Below are 26413 nucleotides of genomic sequence, written 5' to 3'. Positions count from 1 at the left end.
TGTCCACTATTTTGCTCCGCAGGCGGGATCTATGCGAACGAATTGTGGACAACTACGTCACTCGCTCCGGTGGCAACCAGCGCCGCCAACTGGATGCGCGCCTGTCCGGCCCGGAGTTCGCGGGAGAAGACCGCACCGGCGTCGAGCAGATCGTGGCCGCCACCTCCGCCGCCGTACGTCGGCGAGGTCTCACCGAACGGCACCCGCGTCGTGACGACCACGTGCAGCCCAGCAGCAACGGCCTCTTTCACCGCGTGCACCACCAGAGCGTTGGTGTTACCCGAGCCCAACGCCTCGAGCACGATGCCCGACGCCCCGGCTTCGCGACAGGCATCGATCTGCACCCCGTCCGCGCCCGGGTACAGGGCCACGACGTCCACGCGCACTCCCGCGACGGGCTGCCACCGCAGCGGGTCCGGCCTCGGCACTGCTGCCGACCGAAAGGCGTCGAGTTCGGAAGTGTGCTTCTTGATCGCCCCGCGGGCCGGCAGTACTCGTCCGCCGAACGCGATCAGCACCCCCTGCTCGGACCGCGCCGCCGTCACCGCGGCGGCGATGTTGCCGGGGCCGTCCGGGTCCGGATGATCGGCGGTGCGTTGGGCCCCGGTGAACACCACCGCACGCGCGTCGTCGTGGAACAGGTCGACGTACAACGCCGACTCCTCCATGGTGTCGGTGCCGTGCAACACCACCACTCCGGCGCAGCCGTCCTCGGCCAACGCGTCGACCACGGCAGTGCGAATGGCGTCGAGATCGGCGAGGTCCAGGGCGGAGCTGTCCTTCGACATCACCTCGCGCACCACCACGCCGTCCATGTCGACGCCGACGCCTGCGACCGGCCGAGAAACCCCGTGCTCGTCGCGACTACTGGCGATCGTCCCACCGGTGGTCAACAATGCGACGAACTCAGCACTGTCGGGTCGTTCCGGCAGGCTCCACTCCTCAGTCATTACGGGCGGCTACCTCTCGAATTCTGTTGCGGCACATGTACCATCCGGCGATCAGCATCGGCGCGATGAGCAGGATGGACGCGACGGTCCACGTACCGACGGGTTTGTCGAAGGCCATCAGCACCAGTACACACGCCAGAAAGCCTAGCGTTGCGTAGCCGGTGTACGGGGCACCGAACAACCGGAACGCAGGCCGGGTGACCGCGCCGGTCTTGGACAGAGACCAGAACTTCAGCTGGCACGCCACGATGACGGCCCACGCGCTGATGATGCCGAGCGCAGCGAGGTTCAGCACGATCTCGAACGCCTGCGCCGGGACGACTGCGTTGAGGACGACCCCGAGCAGCGTCACCACCGACGTCAGCGCGATGCCGCCGTACGGAACTCCCTGCTTGTTCATGCGGGCCGCGAATTTCGGTGCCGAACCGGCTACCGCCATCGAATGCAGGATCCGACCGGTGGAGTACAGCCCGGCGTTGAGAGACGACAGCGCCGCGGTGAGCACGACGAGGTTCATGATCGCGTCGGCACCCTCGACGTCGATCGCTCCGAAGAATGTGACGAACGGGCTCTCCCCGGCCTGATACGCGGTGTACGGCAGCAACAGCGAGAGCAGCAGCACCGAGCCGACGTAGAAGACGACGATGCGGACGATGACGGTGTTGATCGCCTTGGGGATGACCTTCTCGGGGTTCTGCGTCTCTCCGGCGGCGGTTCCGACCAATTCGATGGAGGCATAGGCGAATACGACGCCCTGGATCACGACGATCGCCGGAAGCAGTCCGTTGGGGATGAGACCGCCGTTGTCGGTGAGGACGCTCAGACCCGGAGCCTGACCGTCGATGGGGGTACCGAAGATGACGTAGTAGGTGCCGATCGCGAGGAACGTCACCAGGGCCACGACCTTGATGAGCGCGAACCAGAATTCGAGCTCACCGAACACCTTGACCGACACCAGGTTCAGACCGAGAACCAACACCAGGCCGGCCAGCGCGAACACCCACTGATCCACGTTGCCCAGCGGTGCCCAGTACTTCTTGAAGAAGTTCATGTACAGCGCCACTGCCGTCACGTCCACGACGGCCGTCATCGCCCAGTTCATCCAGTACAACCACCCGGCCGCGAACGCGACCTTCTCACCGAAGAACTCGCGGGAGTACGAGACGAACGATCCGGACGACGGGCGGTGCATCACCAACTCACCCAGCGCGCGCAGGATCAGGAATGCGAAGAAGCCGCACAGTGCGTAGACCAGAACCAACGCGGGCCCGGCGTCACGCAATCTTCCGCCGGCACCCATGAACAGGCCGGTGCCGATCGCGCCGCCGATGGCGATCATCTGAATCTGGCGCGGAGCCAGTTCTTTTCGATACCCCAGCTCCTCTTCGCTGAAGGCCTGCTTCTGGGTCGGGTTCTCGGTGCTCATCGCATTACCTCGTCGACGTCTCGGGAGCAACGGAATGCTCGGTGGGAGCCACCCGCAGGTTCGCGAGATGCTCGGGGCTCAGCAATCGATCCAGCTCTTCTCGCGCCAGCAGGCCCTTCTCGAGCACCAGGTCGACGACATTGCGACCGGTGACCAGCGCTTCCTGCGCAATGGCCGTCGACTCCACGTACCCGAGGTACGGGCTGAGCGCGGTGACCAGACCGATCGAGTTCTCCACCCGCTCACGCAGCAGATCGACGTTTGCGGTGATGCCGTCGACGCACCGATGCGCGACGGTCCGGCAGGCCGCACTCAGATGCGCCATACCGTCGGACAGGGATTTGACGATGATCGGCTCGAAAGCGTTGAGCTGCAACTGCCCTGCCTCGGCGGCCATCGTGATGGTGACGTCGTGACCGATCACCTCGTAGGCAACCTGATTGAGAACCTCGGGAATGACGGGGTTGACCTTGCCGGGCATGATCGACGAACCCGCCTGCATCGGAGGCAGATTGATCTCGTTGAAGCCCGCGCGCGGCCCGGAGGACAGCAGCCGGAGATCGTTGCAGATCTTCGACAGTTTCACTGCGACGCGCTTGAGCACACCCGACAGGTGCACGAACTGACCGACGTCCTGCGTTGCCTCGATGAGGTCCGTTGCGGTGACCAACGGCAGGCCGGTGATGGTGCGCAGGTGCGCGACGGCCGACTCGGTGTATCCGGCAGGAGCATTGAGCCCGGTGCCGATGGCCGTGGCCCCGAGGTTGATCTCGTGCACCAGCAACGCGGCTTCCTCGAGCCGTGAGCAGTCCTCGTCGATCATGATCGCGTAGGTGCCGAACTCCTGACCGAGTGTCATCGGCACCGCGTCCTGCAGCTGGGTGCGGCCCATCTTGACGACGGTGGCGAACTCGCTTGCTTTGCGGGAGAACGAATCTTGCAGGACCTTCATCGATGCGATCAGCTCGTGCACCGCGAAGATGGTCGCGATGTTCACCGACGTCGGATACACGTCGTTGGTGGACTGCGAGGCGTTCACATGCTCGTTGGGGTGCAGCATCGAGTAGTCACCGTGCGCGTGGCCGAGGATTTCCAGGGCACGATTGGCGATGACCTCGTTGGCGTTCATGTTGGTCGACGTCCCCGCGCCACCCTGAATGACGTCGACGACGAACTGCTCGTGCCACTGGCCGTCGAGGATTTCCTGGCACGCGGCCCGGATCGCTTCCCCGCGGGTGGCGTCGAGAATTCCGAGGTCCTGATTGGCCGCCGCGGCCGCCCACTTCACGGCTGCGAGCCCGCGGACGAGGTGGGCGTTGGTGGAGATCGGCCGCCCCGTGATGGGAAAGTTCTCCAGCGCGCGCAGGGTATGGATTCCCCAGTAGACGGTCATCGGAATCTCGCGTTCGCCGAGAAGGTCTTTCTCGATGCGGGTATCGGCCACGGTGGGTGCGCTCCTTCAAGGGGTGTCCAGCTGTCCGGCTGTCTGACAGGTAGAGTGTGGCGTAGAACACCTCGTCGGTCAACCCCGGGATAGGATCACTACATGAACCTGTCGGACAGCTGGGCAGTCAGTGCGCCCACCAATGCCCGCATGAGCGCCGCCGAGGCAGTCTTCGCCGACCTGCGTGCCGCGATCTCGTCGGGAAAGCTCCCCGTCGGGCAGAAGCTCCCGTCCGAGGCGGCGCTGGCCGCGAGGCACAGCGTCAGTCGTTCCGTCATCCGCGAAGCTCTGCGCTCGTGCCACGCGCTCGGTCTGACCGAAACCAAGACGGGCCTCGGCACCTTCGTCGTCCGCGATCGAGTGGGTAGCGACCTCGACATCGGCAATTACGAGGCCCGTGAACTCATGGAGGCCCGACCCCACGTCGAGGTACCCGCAGCCGGGTGGGCGGCCGAACGACACACCGGCGACGAGTTGGCGATTCTCTCCGGCTTGGCCGACGAGATGCGTTCCGAGGACGACCACGAGGCCTGGGTCCTGTTGGACGCGCAGTTCCACACCGCCATCGCGCGGGCCAGCAGAAACCGCGTGTTCGAGTCGATCGTCGTCGACATCCGGGACGCGTTGACGCGGCAGTCCGAAACGTTGAACCTCGTCGCCCACCGGCAGCAGCAGTCCAACGTCGAGCACGACGCCATCGTCGCCGGTATCCGATCCGGCGATTACGACGCAGCAGCCCGCGCCATGACCGCCCACCTCGATGCCGTCCGTGGTGCAGTGGAGTCGCTCGCCGATCGGCCCAGCTGACCGTACGACTAAGCTGCGGGCCGTGACGAAGGTATTGAACTCTCTCCCGGTCGGTGAACGAATCGGCATTGCATTCTCCGGTGGTCTCGACACCTCGGTGGCCGTGGCGTGGATGCGCGAGCACGGCGCGATCCCGTTTGCCTACACCGCCGACATCGGCCAGTACGACGAGCCGGATCTGTCCGACGTACCCGCCCGCGGCCTTGCGTACGGCGCCGAGCAGGCCCGGCTGATCGACTGCCGCGAACCGCTGGTCGAGGAAGGCCTCGCGGCACTGACCTGCGGCGCATTCCACATCCGATCGTCGCTGCAGACGTACTTCAACACCACTCCCCTCGGCCGCGCGGTGACCGGCACGCTGCTGGTGCGCGCGATGCAGGAGGACGGCGTCTCGATCTGGGGCGACGGCTCGACGTACAAGGGCAACGACATCGAGCGGTTCTACCGCTACGGCCTGCTCGCCAACCCCGAGTTGCGCATCTACAAGCCGTGGCTCGACGAGGCATTCGTCGCCGAGCTCGGCGGCAGGCACGAGATGTCGCAGTGGCTCACCCAGCGCACCCTCCCCTACCGTGACTCGGCCGAGAAGGCGTACTCCACCGACGCCAACATCTGGGGTGCCACCCATGAGGCGAAGCGTCTCGAATACCTCGACACATCCCTCGAGATCGTCTCGCCCATCATGGGTGTCCGCTTCTGGGACCCCGAGGTCGAGATCGCAGCCGAGGACGTCACCGTCGACTTCGAGCGTGGCCGTCCCGTTCGGATCAACGGCAAGTCCTTCGACAGTGCCGTCGACCTGGTGATGGAAGCCAACGCCATCGGCGGCCGCCACGGACTCGGCATGTCCGACCAGATCGAGAACCGGATCATCGAGGCCAAGAGTCGCGGCATCTACGAGGCCCCGGGCATGGCACTGCTGCACATCACCTACGAGCGGCTCGTCAACGCCGTCCACAACGAGGACACCATCGCCTCGTACCACAACGAGGGCCGCCGACTCGGACGCCTGCTCTACGAGGGCCGCTGGTTCGATCCGCAGGCACTCATGCTGCGCGAGGGCCTGCAGCGCTGGGTCGGCAACGTCGTCACCGGCAGCGTGACGGTTCGCCTGCGCCGCGGTCAGGACTTCACCATCGTCGACACCCAGGGCAGCAACTTCAGCTACCACCCCGAGAAACTGTCGATGGAACGCAGCCAGGGCCAGGCCTTCTTCCCCGGCGACCGCATCGGCCAGTTGACGATGCGCAACCTCGACATCGCGGATTCGCGCAGCAAACTCGAGCAGTACGCCGCCCAGGATCAGCTGACCGCCTGGGGCGACCTGATCGGCGAACTCGCCCCCGGTGGAGCCGACGCCATCGCCGCCAGCAGCGCCGAGAACTCCGTGGACTCCGCAGCCCTCGACCACGCCGCAATCGAGTCCGGTACCGACTGACTTCTGGCTGCCGAACTCGAAGTTATGGACGGATTTCTGCCGATTTCCGTCCATAACTTCGAGTTCGGCTACTCCTCGGGCTCCGTCAGGCCCTGATGCTCGTCGCGCTCCGCCCACTCGAGTAGCTCGTCGATGGCGAACACCGCGTCGTCGATACCCGCATGTAGGTCGCCCAGTTCGGCGAATCTGGCCGGCACCGTGAAGATCGTGAACTCGCGTGGATCGACGTCGGGTACCTCGGCCCACGAAATGGGCGTCGACACAGTCGCTTCCGGGTTTCCCCGCACCGAATAGGCGCTGGCGATCGTGTGGTCGCGCGCATTCTGGTTGTAATCGACGAACAACTTCGACGGGTCGCGATCCTTGCGCCACCACGTCGTCGTCACGTCCTCGGGTGCGCGGCGCTCCACCTCCCGCGCGAATGCCAGTGCGGCCCTTCGTAAGTCCTTGAAGCCGTAGGCCGGGTCGATCCGAACGTAGATGTGCAGACCATGGCCGCCGGAGGTTTTGGGCCAGCCGACGGCCCCGAGATCACTCAGCACCTCCTGCACGACACCGGCGACGCGTTGCACCCGATCGAAGGGGCAGTCGGGCATCGGATCGAGGTCGATGCGCCATTCGTCGGGCATCTCGACGTCGGCGCGGCGCGAGTTCCACGGATGGAACTCCACCGTCGACATCTGCACCGCCCACGCCACGTGCGCCAATTCGGTCACGCACAGCTCGTCCGCGGTGCGGTTGTAGCGGGGGAACGTCACCTCGACGGTCTCCAGCCACGGCGGGGCTCCGTGCGGCACGCGCTTCTGGTGCACTTTCTCACCGGCGAGGCCCTTGGGGAAGCGATGCATCATGCACGGCCGCTCCCGCAACGCGCGGACGATGCCGTCGCCGACGCTCAGGTAGTAGTTCACCAGGTCCAGCTTCGTGGCACCGCTCTCGGGGAAATACACCCGATCGGGGTTGGAAATGCGCACCGTGCGCGTGCCCACCTCGAGTTCTATTGCCGGAGATGCCATACCAGCGACACTAGATGTACCCGCGGCCGCGCGCGCTCGGAAGTCGGAGATTTTCTCGCAGGTCCACCGGAGCTACGTGTGGGAACGCAGCGTGATGCCGTAGCGGTCTCGCTTGCGGTAGATCGTGGCCCGACTCATTCCCAGTTCCTCGCCCGCCTGGTTCATCGTGATGCCGGGCCGGCTGAGTACTCGAATCATCTCGTCGCGCTCGAACGTCTCGATTCGTGTCAGACGTTGGGTGGTCCGCGAAAGCAGCTCGGGCGGCAGGTGATTGACGCCGACGACGTCGGCGCGGACCGCCGCCTCGTGCATCACCGTCGCCAGCTCGGTGACGTTTCCCGGCCACGAATATCCGACGAGGGCTCGTTCGGCGTCCCCGGTCAGGCTGACCTCGCGTCCACGTGCCCGCAATGCCAGATGCCGAGCGAGCGGAGCGATGTCCTCGGGCCGATCGCGCAGCGGCGGGACCTCGACGACCGAACGCACCAGCTGCGCCAGGGCAGCGGGAACAGCGTCGTAATCGGAGGCCGTCAGGGTGACGGGCACGCCGTCACCGACACGAGAGATCAGTTCCGCCAACGCGTCTGCCCCTCGCGCCGGAAGACGGTCCACGTCGCGGACGATGACTGCGGTGTCCGGCTTGGGCAGCTCGGGAGTCCACAAGTCCAGCCAGGCGTCGACGTCGCGCGCCGCCGGAACACCGGCACTCAGAATTCGACCCCGTGGGCGGATGGTACGCAGCGCTCGGGCCAGAATCGTGGCACGTCCGGTTCCCGGTTCTCCTACCAACAGGACCGAATCATGTTGACTCAGAGCTGTTTCGGAGGATGCGAGAGCCTGATTCCACCGCGTCGACAGCGTCGGGACGCTGCCCGCACCCGGCCGACCCGATGACGCCTCGACGCGAAAGACCGTCCCACGTGGAGCCGGACGCGCGTGCTGTCCCTGCGCTCGCGCGAGCATCATCGCCGCAGTGTTCCCTGCCGCCGACTGAGCAAGGGCCAGCAGCAGATCCGTCGACGACTCCGACCACGTGGTGAGGTTGACGCAGCCCTCCACGGTGCCCGTCATCGGGTTCAGCACCGGTGCCGCGGCGCAGGTGTATCCGGTGAGCGAGAGCGAGTAGTGCTCCGAGGCGCGCACCACTGCCGGAATTCGATCGGCGAGCGCGAGGGCGAGGCCGTTGGTGCCCGCCTGGTTCTCGCCGTACGAGAAGCCGGGGGCCAGATGCACACGGTCGAGCGCGGCCAACAGCTCACGGTCCGCACTCACTCGATCGAGCACCAGACCGTCGGCGTCGGTCAGCATCATCGACACCGGCTCGTTCGCCAACGTGTCGCGCAGTCCGTCGAGCACCTCGCGCCCACATCGGTAGAACAGCGATTCGCCGTCGTAGGTGCCCGAAAATGCAGGTACGACGTCTTCGAGTGGCACTCCGAATTCCTGGCTTCGGTGCCACGATGCGAGCAACCGATGCGACACGGCAGCGAGGGGCTCCGAGTGCAAGCGGGCTCGTACGAGACCCTCGGGATCTGCCATGTGATTCAGGTTACATTCGCTGGTCGCCATGGATCCGAAACCAGCGTCTCGAATTGAGACATCACGCCACCTCGCCGAGCTCCCGCCGCGCCTACCGTCATCGACAGATCGCTTGTGACAGACGTCACGCACAGTCTCTGGAGGTCAGCCATGTACAGCAAGAACGGCGAGAACTACTTCATCGTGGACGCCCACGTCGCGCTCTGGGATGCGCGGCAGGAGAACCAACGCAACATCCACGGCAAGCAGTTCATCGACTGCTTCTACGACTACCACCGCAACCTCTCCCCCGAGAGCGAGCTGTGGAGTTACGAGGAGTACCTCTACCAGGGCGGCGATCGGTTGATGCGCGACCTGTTCGAGATCGGATACGTCGACCACGCCATCTTCCAGCCCGCTCACCTGGGCGAGTTCTATCACCGCGGGTTCGGCCAGACCGACGAGGCATCGGCGCTCGCTGCAGCTCACCCGGACAAGCTGACCTACAACCATCACTTCGACCCACGCAACGGCGAGCGTGGCCTGGACCAGCTACGTGCCGACGCAGAACGCTTCGGGCTCAAGGGCGTCAAGCTCTACACCGCCGACTGGCACGGCGATTCTCGTGGCTACAAGCTCGACGACGACTGGACTCGGCGTTACCTCGACGTGTGCCGCGAGGTCGGCATCAAGAACATCCACGTGCACAAGGGACCCACCATCCGTCCGCTCGATCGCGATGCGTTCGACGTCGCAGACGTCGACCACGTGGCCACCGACTTCACCGATCTGAACTTCGTCGTCGAACACTGCGGACTGCCGCGCCTGGAGGACTTCTGCTGGATCGCCACCCAGGAGCCCAACGTGTACGCCGGCCTCGCGGTCGCCATCCCGTTCATGCACACGCGCCCGAAGTACTTCGGTCAGATCATGGGCGAGCTGCTCTACTGGCTCGGCGAGGACCGCATCTTCTTCTCCTCGGACTACGCGCTGTGGACGCCCAAGTGGTTGGTCGAAGGGTTCGTCGACTTCCAGATCCACGAGTCCCTCGACGAATACGCACCGATCACGCTCGAACAGAAGAAGAAGGTGCTCGGACTGAACGCCGCCAAGCTCTACGACATCCCGGTGCCGGCCGAACTGCAGTTGCCCGACGCGAACGAAACCGAGACCGGACCGCGTCAGCCCGAACGCGCCGACCTTGCGGCGGTGTGACGTGACGACTGCTGTGACCACCAGGAAGGACGAGGCGTACACCGCGCTCGGCGTCGTCCTGGATCCCGAATTGGACGAGCCCATCACCGATCTCGGGTTCGTGCGATCCCTCGAGGTCGATGACGGCACAGTGCACGTTCATCTTCGACTGCCCACGTCGTTCTGCTCACCGAATTTCGCGTATTTGATGGCGGGAGACTCCAAGGACGTGTTGACGGCGTTGCCGTGGACCGAGCACGTTCTCGTCGAACTCGACGATCACCACGACTCGGACAAGATCAATGCCGGCCTCGCCGCCGACGCCGGCTACCGCGGCACCTTCGGACACGAGGCCGAGGAGGATCTCGACGAACTACGCGCGACGTTCCGTCGCAAGGCGTACGTGGCGGCGATGGAACGGTCGCTCATGGCGTGGTTGCGCGCCAATCCCGACTCGACCGAGAACGACTTGGCCGCAGTGGTTCTCGGAGATCTACCGGATGATCGCACCTCGACCGCGCTGCTTCGCCGACGCGAGGCTCTCGGCCTGCGGACCGATCCGGCGGCACCGGCATTGGTCGATCATGCGGGTCGTCCACACACCGGCGACCTGACGATGGTGATGCGACGCGCCCGCGCCACCCGCGTTTCGATCGACGGTAATGCGCACTTCTGCCGCGGATTGCTGCAGACCCGCTACCCCGGCGCAGAGGAACAGCAAGTCCCTCGCGAGGAGGGCGCGTTCGTTCCTCTCACCACTCTCACTGTCCCCCTCCGCACTACACAGGAGCATGTTTCATGAGTTCGATGCGCGCCGTCCAGGTCGTCGGATATCACAAGAATCTGGAGATGACCGAGGTTCCGATTCCGGAAGTACAGGGCCCACTCGACGTCATCGTCAGGATCGGCGGTGCCGGCGTGTGCCGTACCGATCTGCACATTCTCGAAGGCCAGTGGGCCGAGAAGTCCGGCGTCACACTGCCTTACACGATCGGCCACGAGAACGCCGGGTGGGTCCACGCCGTCGGCTCGGCCGTCACCAACGTCCGCGAGGGCGACAAGGTGATTCTGCATCCACTCGTCACGTGCGGGTTGTGTCGGGCGTGCCGCTCGGGCGACGACGTCCACTGCGAGACGAGCGATTTCCCGGGTATCGACACCAACGGTGGATACGCCGATTACCTACGGACCAATGCGCGAACCGTCGTCAAGATCGATGATTCACTCGAACCGTCCGCAGTCGCTGCACTTGCCGATGCCGGACTGACGGCCTATCACGCGGCCGCGAAGGCGGCCCGGCGTCTGACTCCACGCGACAAGTGTGTCGTCATCGGAGCAGGCGGCCTCGGCCACATCGGCATTCAGGTACTCGAGGCACTCTCCCCCGCCGAGCTGATCGTCATCGACCGCAATGCCGACGCCGTGAAACTCGCGCTCACCTTGGGGGCCGATCATGCGGTGGTCGCCGACGGCAGTCAGGTCGATCAGGTCATGGAACTCACCGGCGGCTTCGGAGCCGAGGTGGTACTCGACTTCGTCGGCGAGAACGGCTCCACCGCAGAGGGATTGGCCATGACGAGGCGGGCCGGCGACTATCACGTCATCGGGTACGGAGAGAACGTCGACGTGCCGACCATCGACCTGGTGTCGGCGGAGAAGAACATCGTCGGCAATCTCGTCGGGTCCTACAACGACCTGTGCGATCTGATGTCCCTCGCCGCCCGTGGTGCCGTCAACCTGCACACGCAGACATACGCACTGGACGACTTCCAGAGCGCCATCGACGACCTCGACAACGGTCGGGTTCGCGGCCGCGCGATTCTCGTACCGTGAAATCGGGTACAACCCAGATTCGTCACTACAACCACAGGGAGCAACGTTGATCTTCATCACCGCCAAGTTCAAGGTGAAGCCCGAGCACGCCGACAACTGGCCCGAGATCTCACGCGATTTCACCGAAGCCTGCCAGGCCGAGGAAGGATGCCTCTGGTACTTCTGGTCGCGCACCCTCGACGACCCCACCGAGTACGTCCTCGTGGAGGCGTTCAAGGATCCGGATGCCGGTGCCGCCCATGTGAATTCGGATCACTTCAAGCAGGCCCAGAAGGATCTTCCGCCGTACCTGGTGGAGACGCCGAAGATCATCAGCCAGGAAGTCGACGGCACCGACTGGAACGAACTGGGCGAACTCGCGGTCGACTAGTTCCTTTCGCGATCCCGGATCACCTGGCCGAGCGTCATGACGGCGTCGGCGAACTGCCCCGGCAACTCCTGGGGCGGGTTGTGGCCGCACTCGACCTGACGAACATCGATCAGGTCGCTGAAGTGCGCCGCGTGGTCCGGGCGGCCGTACAGCGAGGCGACGGTGTCCTCGGTCGGATCGATCACGACCGTGGGCACCGTGATCGCCGGTTGCCGTGTCAGCAACTCCTGCGTCGCGGCGTAAGCGGCGTCGCCCGCCTCGATGCCGTATCGGTGCCGATAGGAATGCACGGACACGTCCACGAAGTCGGGGTTGTCGAACGAGGGCGCGGTGGCCGCGAATTCGGAGTCCCCGAACCGCCATGTCGGCGACCAATCCGTCCACAGAGTCTGGGCGATTTCGGTGCGGTAGGCCGCGAGCCCGTCCCGGCCGCGCTCGGAGTGCAGGTAGTACTGATACCAATACCGCTTCTCGAGGTGCGGCAGCACGGGCGTGGACACCGCCGCCTCGATGTCCTGCACGAGGTACCCGGACACGCTCACCAGACCGGACACCAATTCCGGCCACAGCGCGGCGACGACGCACGCCGCTCGGCCACCCCAGTCGTAGCCGGCGACGATGGGGTCGTTCAGCTCCAGGGCCAGGATCAGCTCGCGGAGGTCGTGGCCGATCGCAGCCTGTTCACCCGAGCGCATCGTGCCGGCGTCGACGAAGCGAGTCGGTCCGAAGCCGCGCAGGTAGGGCACCACCACGTCGTAGCCGGACTGAGCGAGCAGCCTGGCGACGTCGTCGTAACTGCGCGGGTCGTACGGAAACCCGTGCATCAGCACCACCGATCGGCCCGACGGATCACCGACGCGGTCGTACGCAACCTCCAGCACCCCTGCGCGAATCATCATGGGTCCATGCTCGCATTGCCGGGCTGAGGGTCAGCTGCTCAGCACGTCCTCCATGCCGGGAGCGAGGACATCCGACAGGTCGGTCCAGGGGATCGTGATCGTGACGAGGCCGATGCCGTAGGCCCCCACCTGGTCGTCACCGAAGTGAATGTTCATACCTTCCGGCGATGCCGTCCAGTTCCCGAAGTTGGCCACCGTCGGTTCGATGCCCGAGCGCTCGAAGCTCGCGCCCGCGCGGGTGGACGGGAGAATTGCCGCTGCTCGATCGGACAGTCGAGACAGGCCGGCATCGAGGTCGGTGAAGGCATCACCGAGGGTGATCGGCTGTGCGGTATCGGCGTCGATCGTCACGGTCGCAAGCAGTGAATTACCGTGTGCTCCGGGCGGCACGGCGATCCAACTCGTGATCTGTTCGGCACTGATCACGCGTCGACCGACGTGGGTCTGCCCCTTCGAATAGCCGTCGCTGAGAGCGAAGTCGTTCCCGTAATCGCGATCGATCTGGTCCTGCAACGCCGCGCGCATCGACTCGTTGAATTCGGCTGTCACGGCCGGATTGCCGCCGCTCAGCTGTGGAATCGCGACGTCGTAGGTCGCACGCGCTGTCGATCCGGTGATGCGCGTACTGCCGACGACGTACGGCTCGGCGGCACTCGAGGTAGTGGTTGGCGTTGTAGACGTCGGCTCGGCGCGCTCGGTGGTGGCGGTGACATCGGTTGTGGTCGGTGCCGATACGGGCGTGGCAGTTCCGGAGGTGGAGCAGCCCGCGAGGGCCGCTGCCAGAGCGAGTGCGACCGTCATCGAGCGGATTCGCGTCATGCCCCACACTAACCACGAACCCGACGAGTATCACCGAGAATCGGGTGCGGCCGACCGCGCTGAGCGCGGCTGTTGCACCCGATTCGAACGTGAAAAAGCCCGGCACCTCGAAAGGTGCCGGGCTTCTTCAGTGCAAGACGGGACTCAGAAGTCCATGCCGCCCATGCCACCGGTCGGATCGCCAGCGGGCGCTCCGGCCTTCTCGGGCTTGTCGGCGACGACGGCCTCGGTGGTGAGGAACAGAGCCGCGATGGACGCTGCGTTCTGCAGTGCCGAGCGGGTGACCTTGACCGGGTCGTTGATGCCTGCAGCGAGCAGGTCCTCGTACTCGTTGGTCGCGGCGTTGAGGCCGTGACCTGCGGGCAGGTTGGAGACCTTGTCCGCAACAACGCCGGGCTCGAGGCCTGCGTTGAATGCGATCTGCTTGAGCGGGGCGGACAGTGCGACGCGAACGATGTTCACGCCGGTTGCCTCGTCACCGTCGAGCTTGAGGTTGTCGAGTGCGGGCGCTGCCTGGAGCAGTGCCACGCCGCCACCGGCGACGATGCCTTCTTCGACGGCTGCCTTGGCGTTACGCACGGCATCTTCGATGCGGTGCTTGCGCTCCTTGAGCTCGACCTCGGTTGCCGCTCCGGCCTTGATGACTGCAACGCCACCGGCCAGCTTGGCCAGGCGCTCCTGCAGCTTCTCGCGGTCGTAGTCGGAATCGGAGTTCTCGATCTCGGCGCGGATCTGGTTGACGCGACCGGCGATGGCGTCGGAATCTCCCGAGCCCTCGACGATGGTGGTCTCGTCCTTGGTGATGACGACCTTGCGTGCCTGACCGAGCAGCTCGAGTCCGGCGGTCTCCAGGGAGAGGCCGACCTCTTCGCTGATGACCTCGCCACCGGTGAGGATGGCGATGTCGGCGAGCTGCGCCTTGCGACGGTCACCGAATCCGGGAGCCTTGACGGCGACGGACTTGAAGGTGCCACGGATCTTGTTCACCACGAGGGTGGAGAGAGCTTCGCCCTCGACGTCCTCGGCGATGATGACGAGCGGCTTGCCGGACTGGATGACCTTCTCCAGCAGCGGCAGCAGGTCCTTGACGGTGCTGATCTTGGAGCTGACGAGCAGGATGTACGCGTCTTCGAGGACGGCTTCCTGACGCTCTGCATCGGTGGCGAAGTACGCCGAGATGTAGCCCTTGTCGAAGCGCATGCCCTCGGTGAGCTCGAGCTGCAGGCCGAAGGTGTTGGACTCCTCGACCGTGATGACGCCTTCCTTGCCGACCTTGTCCATTGCCTCGGCGATGAGCTCGCCGATGGACGGGTCGCCTGCGGAGATGCCAGCGGTAGCAGCGATCTGCTCCTTGGTGTCGATCTCCTTGGCGGACGCGAGCAGCGACTCGGTGACGGCTGCAACAGCCTTCTCGATGCCGCGCTTGAGGCCGAGCGGGTTCGCGCCGGCTGCGACGTTGCGCAGGCCTTCACGGACGAGTGCCTGAGCGAGAACGGTAGCGGTGGTGGTGCCGTCGCCTGCGACGTCGTCGGTCTTCTTGGCGACCTCCTTGACGAGCTCGGCACCGATCTTCTCGTAGGGATCTTCGAGCTCGATCTCCTTGGCGATGGAAACACCATCGTTGGTGATCGTGGGAGCTCCCCACTTCTTCTCGAGTACGACGTTGCGACCCTTGGGGCCCAACGTCACCTTTACTGCGTCGGCGAGGGCATTGAGGCCTCGCTCGAGGCCACGGCGTGCCTCTTCGTCGAACGCGATGATCTTGGCCATTGCGAAGTGATCCTCCGGATTGGGGGTGACACATTGCTGGCCGAGCTCGGTGCCCGCGACGGACGACCAGGGGTGTCGTTGATTCCCCGGCCTCACCGTGTCCCGACCTGGCACTCACGTGTCGAGAGTGCCAACTGCATTTCTAGCACTCGCCCATGGTGAGTGCAAGGTCGTCCGCCGCCGGCGAACCGCCGCACCCCCCATGCTCGACGCCACCGCGGGACGCAGGTGCCGAGCAGATGCTCGGCCGAGCCGATATCTGTCACACACTGTTCACACCGGTACGCATTGTTAACATCCGAATACTGTGCATCGGACCCGCGACGCTAATACCGTTGAGCGACAACGGTTTCGACACCCGAAAAATTCGGACAAACCCCCGCAAAAGCGACAGTGAGGATCGAATATGTCCGATACGGTCGACACGTCGTACGACAACTCGGCGATGGACCACGAGGAAGAGGGCTACCACAAGGGCCTCAAACCTCGACAGTTGCAGATGATCGCGATCGGTGGCGCAATCGGCACCGGCCTGTTCCTCGGCGCGGGCGGACGCCTCGCCAGTGCCGGCCCCGGCCTGTTCCTCGCCTACGCCCTCTGTGGAATTTTCGTCTTCTTCATTCTCCGTGCCCTCGGCGAATTGGTGTTGCACCGCCCGTCGTCGGGCAGCTTCGTCTCGTACGCTCGCGAGTTCTTCGGCGAGAAGGCCGCATTCGTCGCCGGGTGGATGTACTTCCTCAACTGGGCGATGACGGCCATCGTCGACGTCACGGCCATCGCGACCTACATGCATTACTGGGGAAGTTTCGAGGTGATTCCGCAGTGGGCCATCGCGCTGGTCGCACTGGTTCTGGTGATGAGCCTGAACCTGGTGTCGGTCAAGTGGTTCGGTGAAATGGAGTTCTGGGCGGCCATGATCAAGGTCATCGCGCTGGTGACCTTCTTGATCGTCGGCATCGTCTTCCTGGCCGGCCGCATCCCCGTCGGTTCCGAGATGCCCGGAATCAGCCTGATCACCGACAACGGCGGCCTGTTCCCGTCCGGCGCGTGGCCCCTGGTCATCGTCATCTCGGGCGTCGTGTTCGCTTATGCCGCAGTGGAACTGGTGGGTACCGCGGCCGGTGAGACCGAGAACCCGGAGAAGATCATGCCGCGGGCGATCAACTCGGTCATCGCCCGTATCGCACTGTTCTACGTCGGCTCGCTGGTACTGCTCGCACTACTGTTGCCGTACACCGCATATCAGGCCGGTACCTCGCCGTTCGTGACGTTCTTCTCGAGCATCGGCCTCGGCGGCGCGGGCACCATCATGAACATCGTGGTGCTCACCGCGGCGCTGTCCAGCCTCAACGCCGGTCTCTACTCGACCGGCCGAATTCTGCGGTCGATGGCGATGAACGGCAGCGCACCGGAATTCACCAAGAAGATGACCAAGGGCGGAGTACCGTTCGGCGGCATTCTGCTGACCTGCTTCATCACACTGTTCGGTGTCGCCCTCAACGCCATCGCCCCGGGCGAAGCGTTCGAGATCGTGCTGAACATGTCCGCACTGGGCATCATCGCCAGCTGGGCAACCATCGTGCTGTGCCAGATCCAGCTGTACCGCTGGTCCAAGAAGGGCATCCTGAAGCGGCCCAAGTTCCGTCTGTTCGGTGCGCCGTACACGAGCTACGCGACGCTGGTCTTCCTGTTCGGCGTGCTGGTCCTGATGGCCTTCGATGCCCCGATCGGCTCGTGGACCATCGCGACCCTCGTCGTCATCATCCCCGCACTGATCGGCGGCTGGTTCCTGGTGCGCACCAAGGTGCTCTCGGTGGCCGAAGAACGAATGGGCTACACCGGCCAGTACCCGGTGGTGGCCAACCGTCCGACCGAACCGGAGGAGTGACCCTTCCCAACCCCCTCTCGAGCCAGGGCCCCGCATCGACCCGATGCGGGGCCCTGCTCATGGAGTCACGAAAACCTGAGCCATCGCGAGCGGGTGAACGGTGAGCGTCGCGCCGGCGGCTCCGGCACTCCGGCAGAAACAGCAGCAGCCACGGCATCGGCAAGCTCCACGCAGGTCTGGAATCGATCTGCCGGGTCCTTGGCCAACGCGCGTGCGACCACCGCGTCGAGACCCCGCGGCAGTGATCGCCGACGCCTCGTCACCGCAGGCGGTTCGGCCGACAGATGGGCGGCCGTGATCGCGAGCGGCGTGGCCAACGGGTACGGCGTTCGCCCGGTCAGCAATTCGACCAGCGTCGCCCCCAATGCGTAGACGTCGGTCTGCGCGCTCAGCACTCCCCCGCGAAGCAGTTCCGGTGCCGCGTAGTGGATGGACGCCAGTACAGTTCCGCCGACGACCAGCGGCGTCGAGTCGTCGACCAGACGCGCAATTCCCCAGTCGGACAACAACACCTGCTCGTACCCGTCCACCCGCTCGGTGGAGATGAGGATGTTCGACGGCTTGACGTCGCGGTGCAGGACGCCGTTCGAGTGGGCGTAGTCGAGGCCCTTGGCCACCTCGGCGACGATGCGTGCCACGCGGGAGACGTCGAGAGCGATCTGACCGCGAGCGACCAACCGCGCCGCGCTGTACCCGTCGACGTAGTGCATCGACATCCACAACTGGCCCTCGAACTCACCGTGTTCGTGCACCGACACGATGTTCGGATGCACCAGCAGCTCGGCCACCGTGGCCTCGGTCCGAAATTTGGTGCGCAGTCGCGGCGAGCGCGAGGCGTCGCGGTCGAGGATCTTCAGAGCTTCGAGCCGATCGTGTCCGCGGCCGAGTACGAGGTACACCTCACTCATGCCGCCGACCCCGAGGCGACGCTGCACCCGGAAGCCGGCGAACTCCGAACCCGGCTGCAGCTGGCCGGGCGTCATGGAATCACCTGCTGCGCAGCCTCACTCACAGCCCACAGGCTCACGAGAGGGACGATCGGACGAGGCCGCAGCATCGACAGAACTGTAGTCCGCGGGGCACATTCCGGCGACTCGGTGGTGCCGCCGGGGCGTGCGGCAGTTTCGCCACCAGCGCCGATGTCGCTTATGGTGTTTACCGGTACTTGACCGAAACAAGAGAAATATAGCGGCATACCGATAGTGGTCAGCCGATCACCGTGACTCGAGTTCAAAGGAAGTCAAGTAAATGAAAGCTGTGAAGGAAGCGTGGGGAGGACTGCTCAAACCGGTCTTCGTGCCCGCGTCCGTCATCATCTTCGTCATGATCGCCTTCTCCGTGGTCTATTCGAGCACCGCGGCGGATTCGTTCGACACACTCAACAAGGCGATCACGTCCGGCGTCGGCTGGTGGTACATCCTCGCCGCGACCGGCTTCGTACTGTTCGCGTTGTACTGCGGCCTCAGTAGGGTCGGCAATATTCGCCTGGGCCGAGACGACGAGAAGCCGGAGTTCGGCGTCCTGTCCTGGTTCGCGATGCTCTTCAGCGCCGGCATGGGCATCGGCCTGGTGTTCTACGGCGTCGCCGAGCCCCTCTCGCACTACGTGACACCACCCGAGGCCGGAGGCATCCCCGGCAGCACCGACGCGTCCGCACGCCAGGCGATGGAGCTGACGCTCTTCCACTGGGGTCTGCACGCATGGGCCATCTACGTGGTCGTCGGCCTCGGTATGGCGTACATGACCTACCGCAAGGGTCGCCCGCTGACCGTGCGTTGGCTGCTCGAGCCACTGCTGGGCCGCAAGCGCATCGAGGGCGCAATCGGGCACACCATCGATACGGTCGCCATCGTCGGCACCCTGTTCGGTGTGGCGACCTCGCTCGGATTCGGTGTGCAGCAGATTTCGGCGGGGCTGGAATACCTGGGCTGGGTGGAGACCACCAACTGGTTCGTCATCCTGCTCATCGCCGCCATCACCGGCATCGCCACCTTCTCGGTGGTCAGTGGAGTGTCCAAGGGCCTCAAGTGGCTGTCCAACATCAACATGGGTCTGGCAGCTGCGCTCGCCCTGTTCGTGCTGCTCCTCGGTCCGACGCTGTTCCTGATGCAGTCCTGGGTGCAGAATCTCGGCGGTTACGTCCAGGCCCTGCCCGAGTTGGCGCTACGCACCTCTCCGTTCTCCGACGACGGTTGGGCCGGCGGCTGGACCATCTTCTACTGGGGCTGGTGGATGAGCTGGGCACCCTTCGTCGGCATGTTCATCGCCCGCATCTCGCGCGGTCGCACCATCCGTGAATTCGTCTTCGGCGTACTGCTTGCACCGACCATCGTCGGTTCGCTGTGGTTCACGATCTTCGGCGACACGGGCATTCTGCGTCAGCGCAACGACGGCGATCTGCTCGACGCCGAAGGGGCCGTGAACACCAACACCAGTCTGTTCCAGGTGCTCGACGGTCTGCCGATTGCGGCGTTGACCAGCGTCATCGCCATTGCTGTGATCGTGTTCTTCTTCGTGACGTCCTCGGACTCCGGCTCGCTGGTGATCGACATCCTCGCGACCGGCGGCGAGCTGGAAACCCCGAAGATCACGCGGGTCTACTGGGCCGTCCTGCAGGGCGTGGCTGCGGCCGTGCTGCTGCTGATCGGAGGAACCAGTTCTCTGACTGCTCTGCAGACGATGTCGATAGCCACGGCAGTACCGTTCTCGATCGTATTGGTGCTGGCATGCGTGTCGATGCTCAAGGCCTTCCGCTACGACGTCGCCACCACCCCGCGGTACTTGCGCGTCACCGCGACACCCGATGTCGGGGAGGACGAGCCCGAGGCGGCACCGGTGTCACCGGCGGCACGCAAGCGAGTGAGTGCCGGGATTTCGTCGACATTCTCCGGCTTGGCACCGTCCCGGGAAGGGGTGACGCCGCCGCGCACGGACGGCAGCGTCGTACTGGCGGTGCACGAGGTGCCCACCGAACAACTCGAGATTCACCCCGAGACGGGTGCGGTCGAGTACTCCGGTGACAACGCACCGGTCGATCCCCTGGGCGGCGAAGTGTTCGACACCCAGGAGTTCGCAGATTCGGCCGAAGGCCAGAACGTCAAGAACGGCGACTGAACACCTTCTCACCCACCGATCTCTGGCCCTCGCGACACGTTCGCGGGGGTCAGAGGTTTTTCGAAGCCCAGTCGGTCAGTGCTTGCAGGGACGGCAGCAGCGCCGCTCCGGACTGCGTCAAGCTGTACCGCACCGAGAGCGGCGGTCCGTTGTCCACTGTTCGCTGGACCAGGCCGGCTTTGCCGAGCTCCCCGAGCCGCTCGGACAGGACCGAATCGCTGATGCCACCGACGGCCCGGCGTAGGTCCGCGAATCCCATCGACCCGTTCATCAGGGTGGCCAGCAGAATTCCGTTCCATCGCTTGCCGAGGAAGCCGAACGCTTTGGTCAGGGCTCCGTCGCAGGCACGAGGTTCGTGAGTGGGTTCGTTCGCGGCCATGACCCCACCGTACCGAAGTGCTACTGTCTGCCTTGCCACTTCTGATTCACTAGTGGCCTCAGAAATGAAAGCAGGGCTCATGTTCATCGCAACAGTCGTCGTGTCGGTGCTGCTGGCCGTGGCACTCACGTTCTCCGCCGTCGGGAAGCTGACGCGCAACCCCTCCGTCGTCCCGATGCTCGAGCAGGTGGGCGTGCCCGCCGACAAGATTCCGTGGTTGGCCTACGCGGAGATCCTCGGTGCCGTCGGCCTGCTCGTCGGCCTGTTCGCATGGCCGATCGGAGTCGCGGCAGCCATCGGCGTCATCGCGTACTTCGTCGGAGCAGTCGTCGCGCACCTGCGCATCAAGGACAAGGAATTCGGTCCGGCGGCAGGCCTGGCCGTGTTCGCCGTCGTTGCCCTGGTCCTACGGGTGCTCAGCGCCTGACCAGTCGTAGTCCATCTGGCCCGCGGTGGCGAGAGCCTGATCGGCGCTCGTCCACCGCGCGACCAGATGCAGCGCAAGGTCCAGGCCTGCACTGATACCGGCCGACGTCGCCAGATCACCGTGGTCGATGTATCGAACTCCCTCGTGCACGGCCAGCGCGGGCCAGCGGGTGCGCAACAGGTCGAGGTCCTCCCAGTGCGTGGTGACCGGACGCGAATCGAGCAGGCCCGCCGCGGCGAGAACGAAAGCACCGGTGCACACCGATGCGACAACTTCTGCGGTGGGTCGAAGTCGCTGCAGCCACTGAAGAACTCGGCCGTCCGCTTCGATCGCGTCGACGACACCGCCGGGAACCAGGACGAGGTCGTAGGTCCGTGGATCGTCGATCGTAGTGTCGACGCCGATCCTCATCCCACCTCGCGCGCGTACCGCTGCATCGTCGAGCCCGACGAGCGTCACGTCGAAAGGCACCGCGCTACCGGCACGTTGGGCCACCCGATTGGCCACCGAGAACACCTCGAACGGCCCGCAGGCATCGAGCACCTCGACGTCGTCGAACAACAGAATCGCAATACTTCTCATTTTCGCCTCAGCTGCTCGTGGTCGAAACGATGACGGGCACCATGATCGCTGCCGTCACCGCGGCATTGACGTCCGAGACCGCTTTGCGGACGGCTGCACCCGCCCACTCACCCTCGGCGATCTGTTTGGCCCTCGTCTTCAGCACCTTCTTGTCGGCATCGACGATGACCTTGTGCGTCAGATCGACTGCCGAGATCAGTGAGATCAGAGCAGCCGAGTGCGGCGTCGGCGTCGTGCCGTCGACGAGAGCACTCCGCAGTGCATCCCGCAGCACCTTCTCCCGCGAGGTGTCGCGAGCCGGCCACGTCGTCGTCGGGAAAAGCCCCCAGACCTTGTCCTGCTTCTCGGTGACGAAGCCCTGCGCGACCAGACGCGCAGCCAGTTCCTTCGCCAGATTCTTCTGCGACTTCTCGATCACCTTCTGCGGCTTCATCGACCGCGACGCCGTTGCCACCAGATCGAACACCCGGCGCAGCAACGGGTCCGCGGGCGGATCTCCCGCGACGACGACGTGGTCCTTCTTGGTCTGCTCACCGGGACCGGTGATGCGGAGCGACCCGCCCAGGGCGAGCTCGACGACCAGCGCACCCGCGAGAACACGGGGCAACTTGGTGGAATCGGCCGATGGCTTGCCCGATTCGTCGTCGAGCAACAACAGCAGCAGGTCCTCCGCAATCAAGGTCATGCTGCGAGATTACCCACAGTGCGCACTCGATTTGCGGTGTTCATCCGCGCGAAATCGACTGTTCAGTCGGCCCCGCCCATTCAGTTGATCAGACTCTGCCAATTCGAGGGCACCCGTTCACGAGGGCCCGGAACCGTCTGGTCGAGCGGATGATGTTGCGGCGGAGCAAGTTCGGGCCCGTCGTACATCTGCTCGTCCTCGTAGTTGTAGAACCAGTCCTCGCCGGGCTCGAAGCTGCGCACGAACTGGTGCCGAGTGGATTCGGCATGCTTGCTGGCGTGCTGCGACGGAGACGAATCACAGCACCCGATGTGCCCGCACTGCGCACACCGCCGCAGATGCACCCACCACCCCTGCGTCTGCGTGCACTCCACGCAGCCCGGGCCGGACGGCGAGACTGTCGGATCGATACCGTCGATTGTCATGATGCCTCCTCGATTGCTGGATGAACGGGCAGCCGCACGATGAATCGGGTGTCCCCCGGCTGGGACACCACTCGCAGATCGCCCTGATGTTTCTTCACCACGATCCGCCACGAGATGTCCAGACCGAGCCCCGTGCCCTCACCGACGGCCTTGGTGGTGAAGAACGGCTCGAATATTCGCGACCGAATGTCTTCCGGCACACCGGGTCCGGTATCGCACACCTCGATCTGCACCTGATCGTCGTCGAGAAGTGTGCGAACGGTGAGCGTGCCGCGGCCCTCCATGGCCTGCACCGCATTGTCGATCAGATTGGTCCACACCTGATTGAGCTCGGCGGCATACGCAGGAATGGGCGGTACCGACGGGTCGTATTCCTTCACCACGCGGATATCGTCACCGATCTTGCGCCCCAACATGATCAGCGTACTGTCGAGCAGTTCCCGAACATCCACCGTCTGATATGGCGCTCGATCCATCTGCGAATACTGCTTGGCCGCGCCGACCAGAGTGGAGATCCGAGTGGTCGAATCCGAAATCTCGTTCATCAACAACTCGGTTTCCACCGTGTAGTTGAGCCACCTGATCGCCCCTTCGAGCATGGCCGGATCCCCCACCGTCGCCGACACCCGATCCAGCCACGGCACGTCGAGACCCGCCGAGACGAAAGTGGGGGCCAGATCCCATCCCCCGTCGATTCCGTTGTCGTCGAACCACTCTCCGAGCTCGTCCTCCCGGTCCGACGCCTCCATGGCCGTCAACTTGGGCGCCTTGGCCACCAACTCCACGGCCTCGTTCTGCAGTCCGACCAGATGCGACAAGCTCGAGCGATCGAGAGTCCCGCCGGCAATCATTGCCAATTTCTGCCGCATGTGCGCCACCCGATTCCGCAACGCGGACGTCGCCCGCACCGCGGCCGCGGCCGGATTGTTCAGCTCGTGCGTCAACCCGGCCGACAGAGAACCCAACGCCAACAAGCGTTCTCGTTGCTCGACGACCTGCTTGGTGTTCTGGTTTCCGAAGAACAATCCCTCGAGCAGATGCAACGCCATCGGGAACCACTCGCGCACGATCGAGGCGAAGCAGTCGGCATCGAGGACGAAGAACCGGGACTGCGCGGTCACCCGCATCGAACCCTGATAGGTCTGCGGTACTCGATCGCCCAGATACGCCTGCCACGCACCGGCATACACCCCGCGCTGCGAGGTGCGATTGACCACCAGGTCTTCCCCGCCCGAGAGCTTCGAAAGCACCACCGAGCCCTCGATCAACACGTAGAAGCACGTCGCTGGGTCGCCCTCCGCGTACACCGGCCCCGGCTCGATCGTTTCGATACGGCCGTCTCGACACAGCTCGGCGAGCTGTGCGTCGGTGAGCTGCTCGAACAAGAACAGCGTCCGCAACTCCTCCGGATCGCACAGGGGCGCGTTCACGGATTTGCCAGGTATCTGTGCACCAACATCACGGCCATCGCTCCTTCTCCCACTGCCGAGGCAACCCGCTTGGCCGAGTCCGACCGGACGTCCCCGGCCGCGAACACTCCCGGCACGCTCGTCTCGAGGTGATGCGGCAGCCGCGCGGGGGTCCACCCGGCAGGACCGCGGCCGTCGACGACCAGATCGGGGCCCGTCACCACGAATCCATGATCGTCACGAACGAGCACGCCCTCGAGCCAATCGGTGCGCGGTGCCGCGCCGATGAACAGGAACAGGTACTGCGCGTCCACCGTCGTCGTCTCGTCGGTTGCCCTGTTGTGCAGCGTGATCTGCTCGAGGTGCCCGTCACCAGAGACGCCGACGACCTCGGTGCACGGCCGAACGCTGATCTTCGGGTTCTCCTCGATCTGCTTGATGAGGTAGTACGACATCGATGCCTCTAGGGACGCCGCGCGAATAAGGATCGTCACCGACCTCGCGCCCCGCGAGAGATAGACCGCCGCCTGGCCGGCCGAGTTCGCGCCGCCGACGATGAAGACGTCCTGTTCGGCGCAGCGAGCTGCCTCGGTCATCGCCGAGCCGTAGAACACTCCGCGACCGGTGAAGTCGTCGATTCCGGGGGCCTCCAACCGGCGGTAGGCGACGCCGGTGGACAGGATGATCGTCTGGGCACTGATGCTGCGGCCGTCGGCGAACCGCACGGTCCGCGCAGCGCCGTTGGTCTCCAGGGCCACGACGTCCTGCGTGGTGACCACCTCGGCACCGAACTTCAGCGCCTGCCGCCGAGCCCGCTCCGCGAGTTGTGCGCCCGAGACGCCGTCGGGAAAGCCGAGGTAGTTCTCGATGCGTGAACTCTGCCCGGCCTGCCCGCCGGTCGCGGTGCGCTCGATCAACGTGGTGCGCAGGCCCTCGGACGCGCCGTAGAGCGCAGCGCCGAGACCGGCCGGGCCGCCGCCGATGACAACGAGGTCGTAGAACTCTTCCGACGGTGAGACCGTCAGCCCCAGGCGGTTGCCGAGTTCGGCATCGGACGGCTCGATCAGCGCGTCACCTTCGGTGGTGATGACCACCGGGAGGCGGTCGTCGGCCACTCCGGCCGCGGCCAACAGCCGCGCACCCTCCGATTCGTCGGACATGTACCAGCGGTACGGCAGTTGATTGCGGGCGAGAAACTCCCTGATCTCCGAGGACCGCGCAGACCAGCGGTGGCCGACGATCTTGGTGTCCTCCACGGCCCGGTGGTCGTACGCGCACCAGGCTTCGAGCTGAGCGTCGAGGACGGGGTAGAGCTTTTCCTCGGGTGGATCCCACGGCTTGAGCAGGTAGTAGTCGAGATCGATGACGTTGATGGCGTCGATCGCAGCGTCGGTGTCGGCATAGGCGGTGAGCAGGATTCGCCGCGCCGTCGGGAACAGATCCATGGCCTGTTCGAGAAATTCCATGCCGCTCATGTTCGGCATGCGGTAGTCGGCCAACAGAATCGCGACCGGAGTGCCGCGCAACGTCAGTTCCTTGAGGGCATCGAGCGCCCCGGCACCGGATTCCGCGCGCACGATGCGGTACTGCTCGCCGTACCGGCGGCGCAGGTCGCGGGCGACCGAACGCGATACTCCGGGATCGTCGTCGACGCTGAGAATGACCGGTTTCATGACCCTCCAGGACTGGTGCTCGTCAACCTCATGAGCATGCCACCACCGGACCCCCTATGGGAGGTGAGTGACGGCGTCGAGCCTGGGAACAGCAGGGTCAGATTCGGCCGCGCCTGATCAGATCGATCTCCTGCGGGGTGAGCAGCCGCTCGAGCTTCTCGGCAGGCCAGGTACGCGGACTGCCGCTCATCCTGGCGGTCTTCAACAGGGGCAGATCACTGCTTGTACGACGCATTATCGACTGTAATTTCACGGTGGATCACTCCGAACAATTTCTTCGTTGGTCCCGACACTCCGCTTGCTACATCGATCAGTGTCCGCCCGGCGTTAACGCCGGGCTGGGATCT

General features: G+C 64.8%; 24 protein-coding genes. 9 read left to right on the top strand and 15 right to left on the bottom strand.

The features are described 5' to 3' along the window. Positions 1–29: 29 nt before the first annotated feature. From RFA01S_RS05620 to aspA, 3 genes are read right to left on the bottom strand one after another with little or no spacing between them, the layout of a single operon-like run. Complete coding sequence (locus RFA01S_RS05620) at positions 30–950, bottom strand: asparaginase (protein ID WP_052060515.1); 921 nt, start codon at positions 948–950, stop codon at positions 30–32. Further along, positions 943–2376 carry an amino acid permease gene (locus RFA01S_RS05615; protein WP_032399574.1) on the bottom strand — a complete coding sequence of 478 codons (1434 nt, stop codon included), beginning with the start codon at positions 2374–2376 and terminating at the stop codon, positions 943–945. Before RFA01S_RS05615 ends, RFA01S_RS05620 begins: the two co-directional genes overlap by 8 nt. Before the next feature lie 4 nt (positions 2377–2380). Further along, the gene (gene aspA / locus RFA01S_RS05610) at positions 2381–3820 is read right to left on the bottom strand and encodes an aspartate ammonia-lyase (RefSeq protein WP_032406504.1); all 1440 of its coding nucleotides are present in this window, start codon (positions 3818–3820) and stop codon (positions 2381–2383) included. Positions 3821–3922: 102 nt separating this feature from the next. Here aspA and RFA01S_RS05605 point away from each other — a divergent pair, with 102 nt between their 5' ends. Together RFA01S_RS05605 and argG are read left to right on the top strand one after the other, a co-directional pair. Further along, positions 3923–4627, top strand: a complete 705-nt coding sequence (locus RFA01S_RS05605) for a FadR/GntR family transcriptional regulator (protein WP_032406505.1) — start codon at positions 3923–3925, stop codon at positions 4625–4627. A 22-nt stretch (positions 4628–4649) separates the two neighbouring features. Then, the gene (gene argG, locus RFA01S_RS05600) at positions 4650–6065 is read left to right on the top strand and encodes an argininosuccinate synthase (protein ID WP_032373710.1); all 1416 of its coding nucleotides are present in this window, start codon (positions 4650–4652) and stop codon (positions 6063–6065) included. A gap of 68 nt (positions 6066–6133) precedes the next feature. Here argG and ligD read toward each other — a convergent pair whose 3' ends face one another. Then, positions 6134–7081: a non-homologous end-joining DNA ligase gene (gene ligD / locus RFA01S_RS05595; RefSeq protein WP_032406506.1), complete on the bottom strand. Its 948-nt coding sequence runs from the start codon at positions 7079–7081 to the stop codon at positions 6134–6136. Positions 7082–7153: 72 nt separating this feature from the next. After that, entirely contained in the window at positions 7154–8620 is a 1467-nt protein-coding gene (locus tag RFA01S_RS05590; RefSeq protein ID WP_052060538.1) for an AAA-type ATPase lid domain-containing protein, read from the bottom strand. A gap of 150 nt (positions 8621–8770) precedes the next feature. Between RFA01S_RS05590 and RFA01S_RS05585 the strand changes: the two genes are divergently transcribed. The 4 genes from RFA01S_RS05585 to RFA01S_RS05570 are packed head-to-tail and all read left to right on the top strand — an operon-like array spanning position 8771 to position 11996. Further along, positions 8771–9814, top strand: a complete 1044-nt coding sequence (locus tag RFA01S_RS05585) for an amidohydrolase family protein (RefSeq protein WP_027498441.1) — start codon at positions 8771–8773, stop codon at positions 9812–9814. Between the two features lies 1 nt (position 9815). Beyond that, a complete protein-coding gene (locus RFA01S_RS05580) occupies positions 9816–10595 on the top strand; it encodes an iron-sulfur cluster assembly protein (RefSeq protein WP_080731069.1) in 780 nt (259 codons plus the stop codon). Between the two features lie 5 nt (positions 10596–10600). Continuing rightward, on the top strand, positions 10601–11626 hold the full coding sequence (locus RFA01S_RS05575) for an NAD(P)-dependent alcohol dehydrogenase (RefSeq protein WP_027498442.1): 1026 nt from the start codon (positions 10601–10603) through the stop codon (positions 11624–11626). A gap of 46 nt (positions 11627–11672) precedes the next feature. Then, entirely contained in the window at positions 11673–11996 is a 324-nt protein-coding gene (locus RFA01S_RS05570; RefSeq protein WP_032365151.1) for a putative quinol monooxygenase, read from the top strand. Here the strand turns inward: RFA01S_RS05570 and RFA01S_RS05565 are convergent. The 3 genes from RFA01S_RS05565 to groL form a co-directional block, all read right to left on the bottom strand. After that, positions 11993–12895, bottom strand: coding sequence for an alpha/beta fold hydrolase (locus RFA01S_RS05565; protein WP_032406507.1), 903 nt, complete (start codon positions 12893–12895; stop codon positions 11993–11995). The two genes, RFA01S_RS05570 and RFA01S_RS05565, sit on opposite strands and share 4 nt — an antisense overlap. A 30-nt stretch (positions 12896–12925) precedes the next feature. Then, entirely contained in the window at positions 12926–13714 is a 789-nt protein-coding gene (locus RFA01S_RS05560) for an RsiV family protein (RefSeq protein WP_032406508.1), read from the bottom strand. A 144-nt stretch (positions 13715–13858) separates the two neighbouring features. Further along, a complete protein-coding gene (gene groL / locus RFA01S_RS05555) occupies positions 13859–15484 on the bottom strand; it encodes a chaperonin GroEL (protein ID WP_008713461.1) in 1626 nt (541 codons plus the stop codon). 406 nt (positions 15485–15890) lie between these two features. Between groL and RFA01S_RS05550 the strand changes: the two genes are divergently transcribed. After that, complete coding sequence (locus RFA01S_RS05550; protein ID WP_027498447.1) at positions 15891–17372, top strand: amino acid permease; 1482 nt, start codon at positions 15891–15893, stop codon at positions 17370–17372. A 65-nt stretch (positions 17373–17437) separates the two neighbouring features. Here the strand turns inward: RFA01S_RS05550 and RFA01S_RS05545 are convergent, their stop codons facing one another. Further along, positions 17438–18355, bottom strand: a complete 918-nt coding sequence (locus RFA01S_RS05545) for a serine/threonine-protein kinase (protein WP_032369820.1) — start codon at positions 18353–18355, stop codon at positions 17438–17440. A 265-nt stretch (positions 18356–18620) separates the two neighbouring features. Between RFA01S_RS05545 and RFA01S_RS05540 the strand changes: the two genes are divergently transcribed. Continuing rightward, positions 18621–20486: a BCCT family transporter gene (locus RFA01S_RS05540; protein ID WP_032369821.1), complete on the top strand. Its 1866-nt coding sequence runs from the start codon at positions 18621–18623 to the stop codon at positions 20484–20486. Between the two features lie 49 nt (positions 20487–20535). Here the strand turns inward: RFA01S_RS05540 and RFA01S_RS05535 are convergent, their stop codons facing one another. Continuing rightward, positions 20536–20865: a winged helix-turn-helix transcriptional regulator gene (locus tag RFA01S_RS05535; protein WP_032406509.1), complete on the bottom strand. Its 330-nt coding sequence runs from the start codon at positions 20863–20865 to the stop codon at positions 20536–20538. Positions 20866–20944: 79 nt separating this feature from the next. On the opposite strand from RFA01S_RS05535, the gene RFA01S_RS05530 reads away from it, so the two are divergent. Then, positions 20945–21292: a DoxX family protein gene (locus RFA01S_RS05530; protein ID WP_032386652.1), complete on the top strand. Its 348-nt coding sequence runs from the start codon at positions 20945–20947 to the stop codon at positions 21290–21292. Here RFA01S_RS05530 and RFA01S_RS05525 read toward each other — a convergent pair. From RFA01S_RS05525 to RFA01S_RS05505, 5 genes are all read right to left on the bottom strand, one after another. Further along, complete coding sequence (locus RFA01S_RS05525; protein WP_032369823.1) at positions 21272–21874, bottom strand: DJ-1/PfpI family protein; 603 nt, start codon at positions 21872–21874, stop codon at positions 21272–21274. The genes RFA01S_RS05530 and RFA01S_RS05525 overlap by 21 nt on opposite strands. Before the next feature lie 7 nt (positions 21875–21881). Next, positions 21882–22559 (bottom strand): GOLPH3/VPS74 family protein, encoded by a 678-nt coding sequence (locus RFA01S_RS05520; protein ID WP_032406510.1) that lies wholly within the window; start codon positions 22557–22559, stop codon positions 21882–21884. Between the two features lie 80 nt (positions 22560–22639). Beyond that, a complete protein-coding gene (locus tag RFA01S_RS05515; RefSeq protein ID WP_032390651.1) occupies positions 22640–22984 on the bottom strand; it encodes a UBP-type zinc finger domain-containing protein in 345 nt (114 codons plus the stop codon). After that, positions 22981–24414, bottom strand: coding sequence for an ATP-binding protein (locus RFA01S_RS05510; RefSeq protein WP_032390652.1), 1434 nt, complete (start codon positions 24412–24414; stop codon positions 22981–22983). Before RFA01S_RS05510 ends, RFA01S_RS05515 begins: the two co-directional genes overlap by 4 nt. Then, positions 24411–26066, bottom strand: coding sequence for an NAD(P)/FAD-dependent oxidoreductase (locus tag RFA01S_RS05505; protein ID WP_032365141.1), 1656 nt, complete (start codon positions 26064–26066; stop codon positions 24411–24413). The genes RFA01S_RS05510 and RFA01S_RS05505 overlap by 4 nt, the downstream gene beginning before the upstream one ends. Between the last annotated feature and the right edge of the window lie 347 nt (positions 26067–26413).

The sequence above is a fragment of the Rhodococcoides fascians NBRC 12155 = LMG 3623 genome (assembly GCF_001894785.1).
Classification (GTDB): Bacteria; Actinomycetota; Actinomycetes; order Mycobacteriales; family Mycobacteriaceae; genus Rhodococcoides; species Rhodococcoides fascians.
This window is presented reverse-complemented; position numbering and strand designations above follow the sequence as displayed.

What these genes read in the sequence shown, in the direction of transcription:
- RFA01S_RS05620 (WP_052060515.1), bottom strand. Translation starts at nt 950, where the DNA reads ATGACTGAGGAGTGGAGCCTGCCGGAACGACCCGACAGTGCTGAGTTC.
- RFA01S_RS05615 (WP_032399574.1), bottom strand. Translation starts at nt 2,376, where the DNA reads ATGAGCACCGAGAACCCGACCCAGAAGCAGGCCTTCAGCGAAGAGGAG.
- RFA01S_RS05605 (WP_032406505.1), top strand. Translation starts at nt 3,923, where the DNA reads ATGAACCTGTCGGACAGCTGGGCAGTCAGTGCGCCCACCAATGCCCGC.
- ligD (WP_032406506.1), bottom strand. Translation starts at nt 7,081, where the DNA reads ATGGCATCTCCGGCAATAGAACTCGAGGTGGGCACGCGCACGGTGCGC.
- RFA01S_RS05590 (WP_052060538.1), bottom strand. Translation starts at nt 8,620, where the DNA reads ATGGCAGATCCCGAGGGTCTCGTACGAGCCCGCTTGCACTCGGAGCCC.
- RFA01S_RS05585 (WP_027498441.1), top strand. Translation starts at nt 8,771, where the DNA reads ATGTACAGCAAGAACGGCGAGAACTACTTCATCGTGGACGCCCACGTC.
- RFA01S_RS05575 (WP_027498442.1), top strand. Translation starts at nt 10,601, where the DNA reads ATGCGCGCCGTCCAGGTCGTCGGATATCACAAGAATCTGGAGATGACC.
- RFA01S_RS05565 (WP_032406507.1), bottom strand. Translation starts at nt 12,895, where the DNA reads ATGATGATTCGCGCAGGGGTGCTGGAGGTTGCGTACGACCGCGTCGGT.
- RFA01S_RS05560 (WP_032406508.1), bottom strand. Translation starts at nt 13,714, where the DNA reads ATGACGCGAATCCGCTCGATGACGGTCGCACTCGCTCTGGCAGCGGCC.
- groL (WP_008713461.1), bottom strand. Translation starts at nt 15,484, where the DNA reads ATGGCCAAGATCATCGCGTTCGACGAAGAGGCACGCCGTGGCCTCGAG.
- RFA01S_RS05550 (WP_027498447.1), top strand. Translation starts at nt 15,891, where the DNA reads ATGTCCGATACGGTCGACACGTCGTACGACAACTCGGCGATGGACCAC.
- RFA01S_RS05545 (WP_032369820.1), bottom strand. Translation starts at nt 18,355, where the DNA reads ATGACGCCCGGCCAGCTGCAGCCGGGTTCGGAGTTCGCCGGCTTCCGG.
- RFA01S_RS05540 (WP_032369821.1), top strand. Translation starts at nt 18,621, where the DNA reads ATGAAAGCTGTGAAGGAAGCGTGGGGAGGACTGCTCAAACCGGTCTTC.
- RFA01S_RS05535 (WP_032406509.1), bottom strand. Translation starts at nt 20,865, where the DNA reads ATGGCCGCGAACGAACCCACTCACGAACCTCGTGCCTGCGACGGAGCC.
- RFA01S_RS05530 (WP_032386652.1), top strand. Translation starts at nt 20,945, where the DNA reads ATGTTCATCGCAACAGTCGTCGTGTCGGTGCTGCTGGCCGTGGCACTC.
- RFA01S_RS05525 (WP_032369823.1), bottom strand. Translation starts at nt 21,874, where the DNA reads ATGAGAAGTATTGCGATTCTGTTGTTCGACGACGTCGAGGTGCTCGAT.
- RFA01S_RS05520 (WP_032406510.1), bottom strand. Translation starts at nt 22,559, where the DNA reads ATGACCTTGATTGCGGAGGACCTGCTGCTGTTGTTGCTCGACGACGAA.
- RFA01S_RS05515 (WP_032390651.1), bottom strand. Translation starts at nt 22,984, where the DNA reads ATGACAATCGACGGTATCGATCCGACAGTCTCGCCGTCCGGCCCGGGC.
- RFA01S_RS05505 (WP_032365141.1), bottom strand. Translation starts at nt 26,066, where the DNA reads ATGAAACCGGTCATTCTCAGCGTCGACGACGATCCCGGAGTATCGCGT.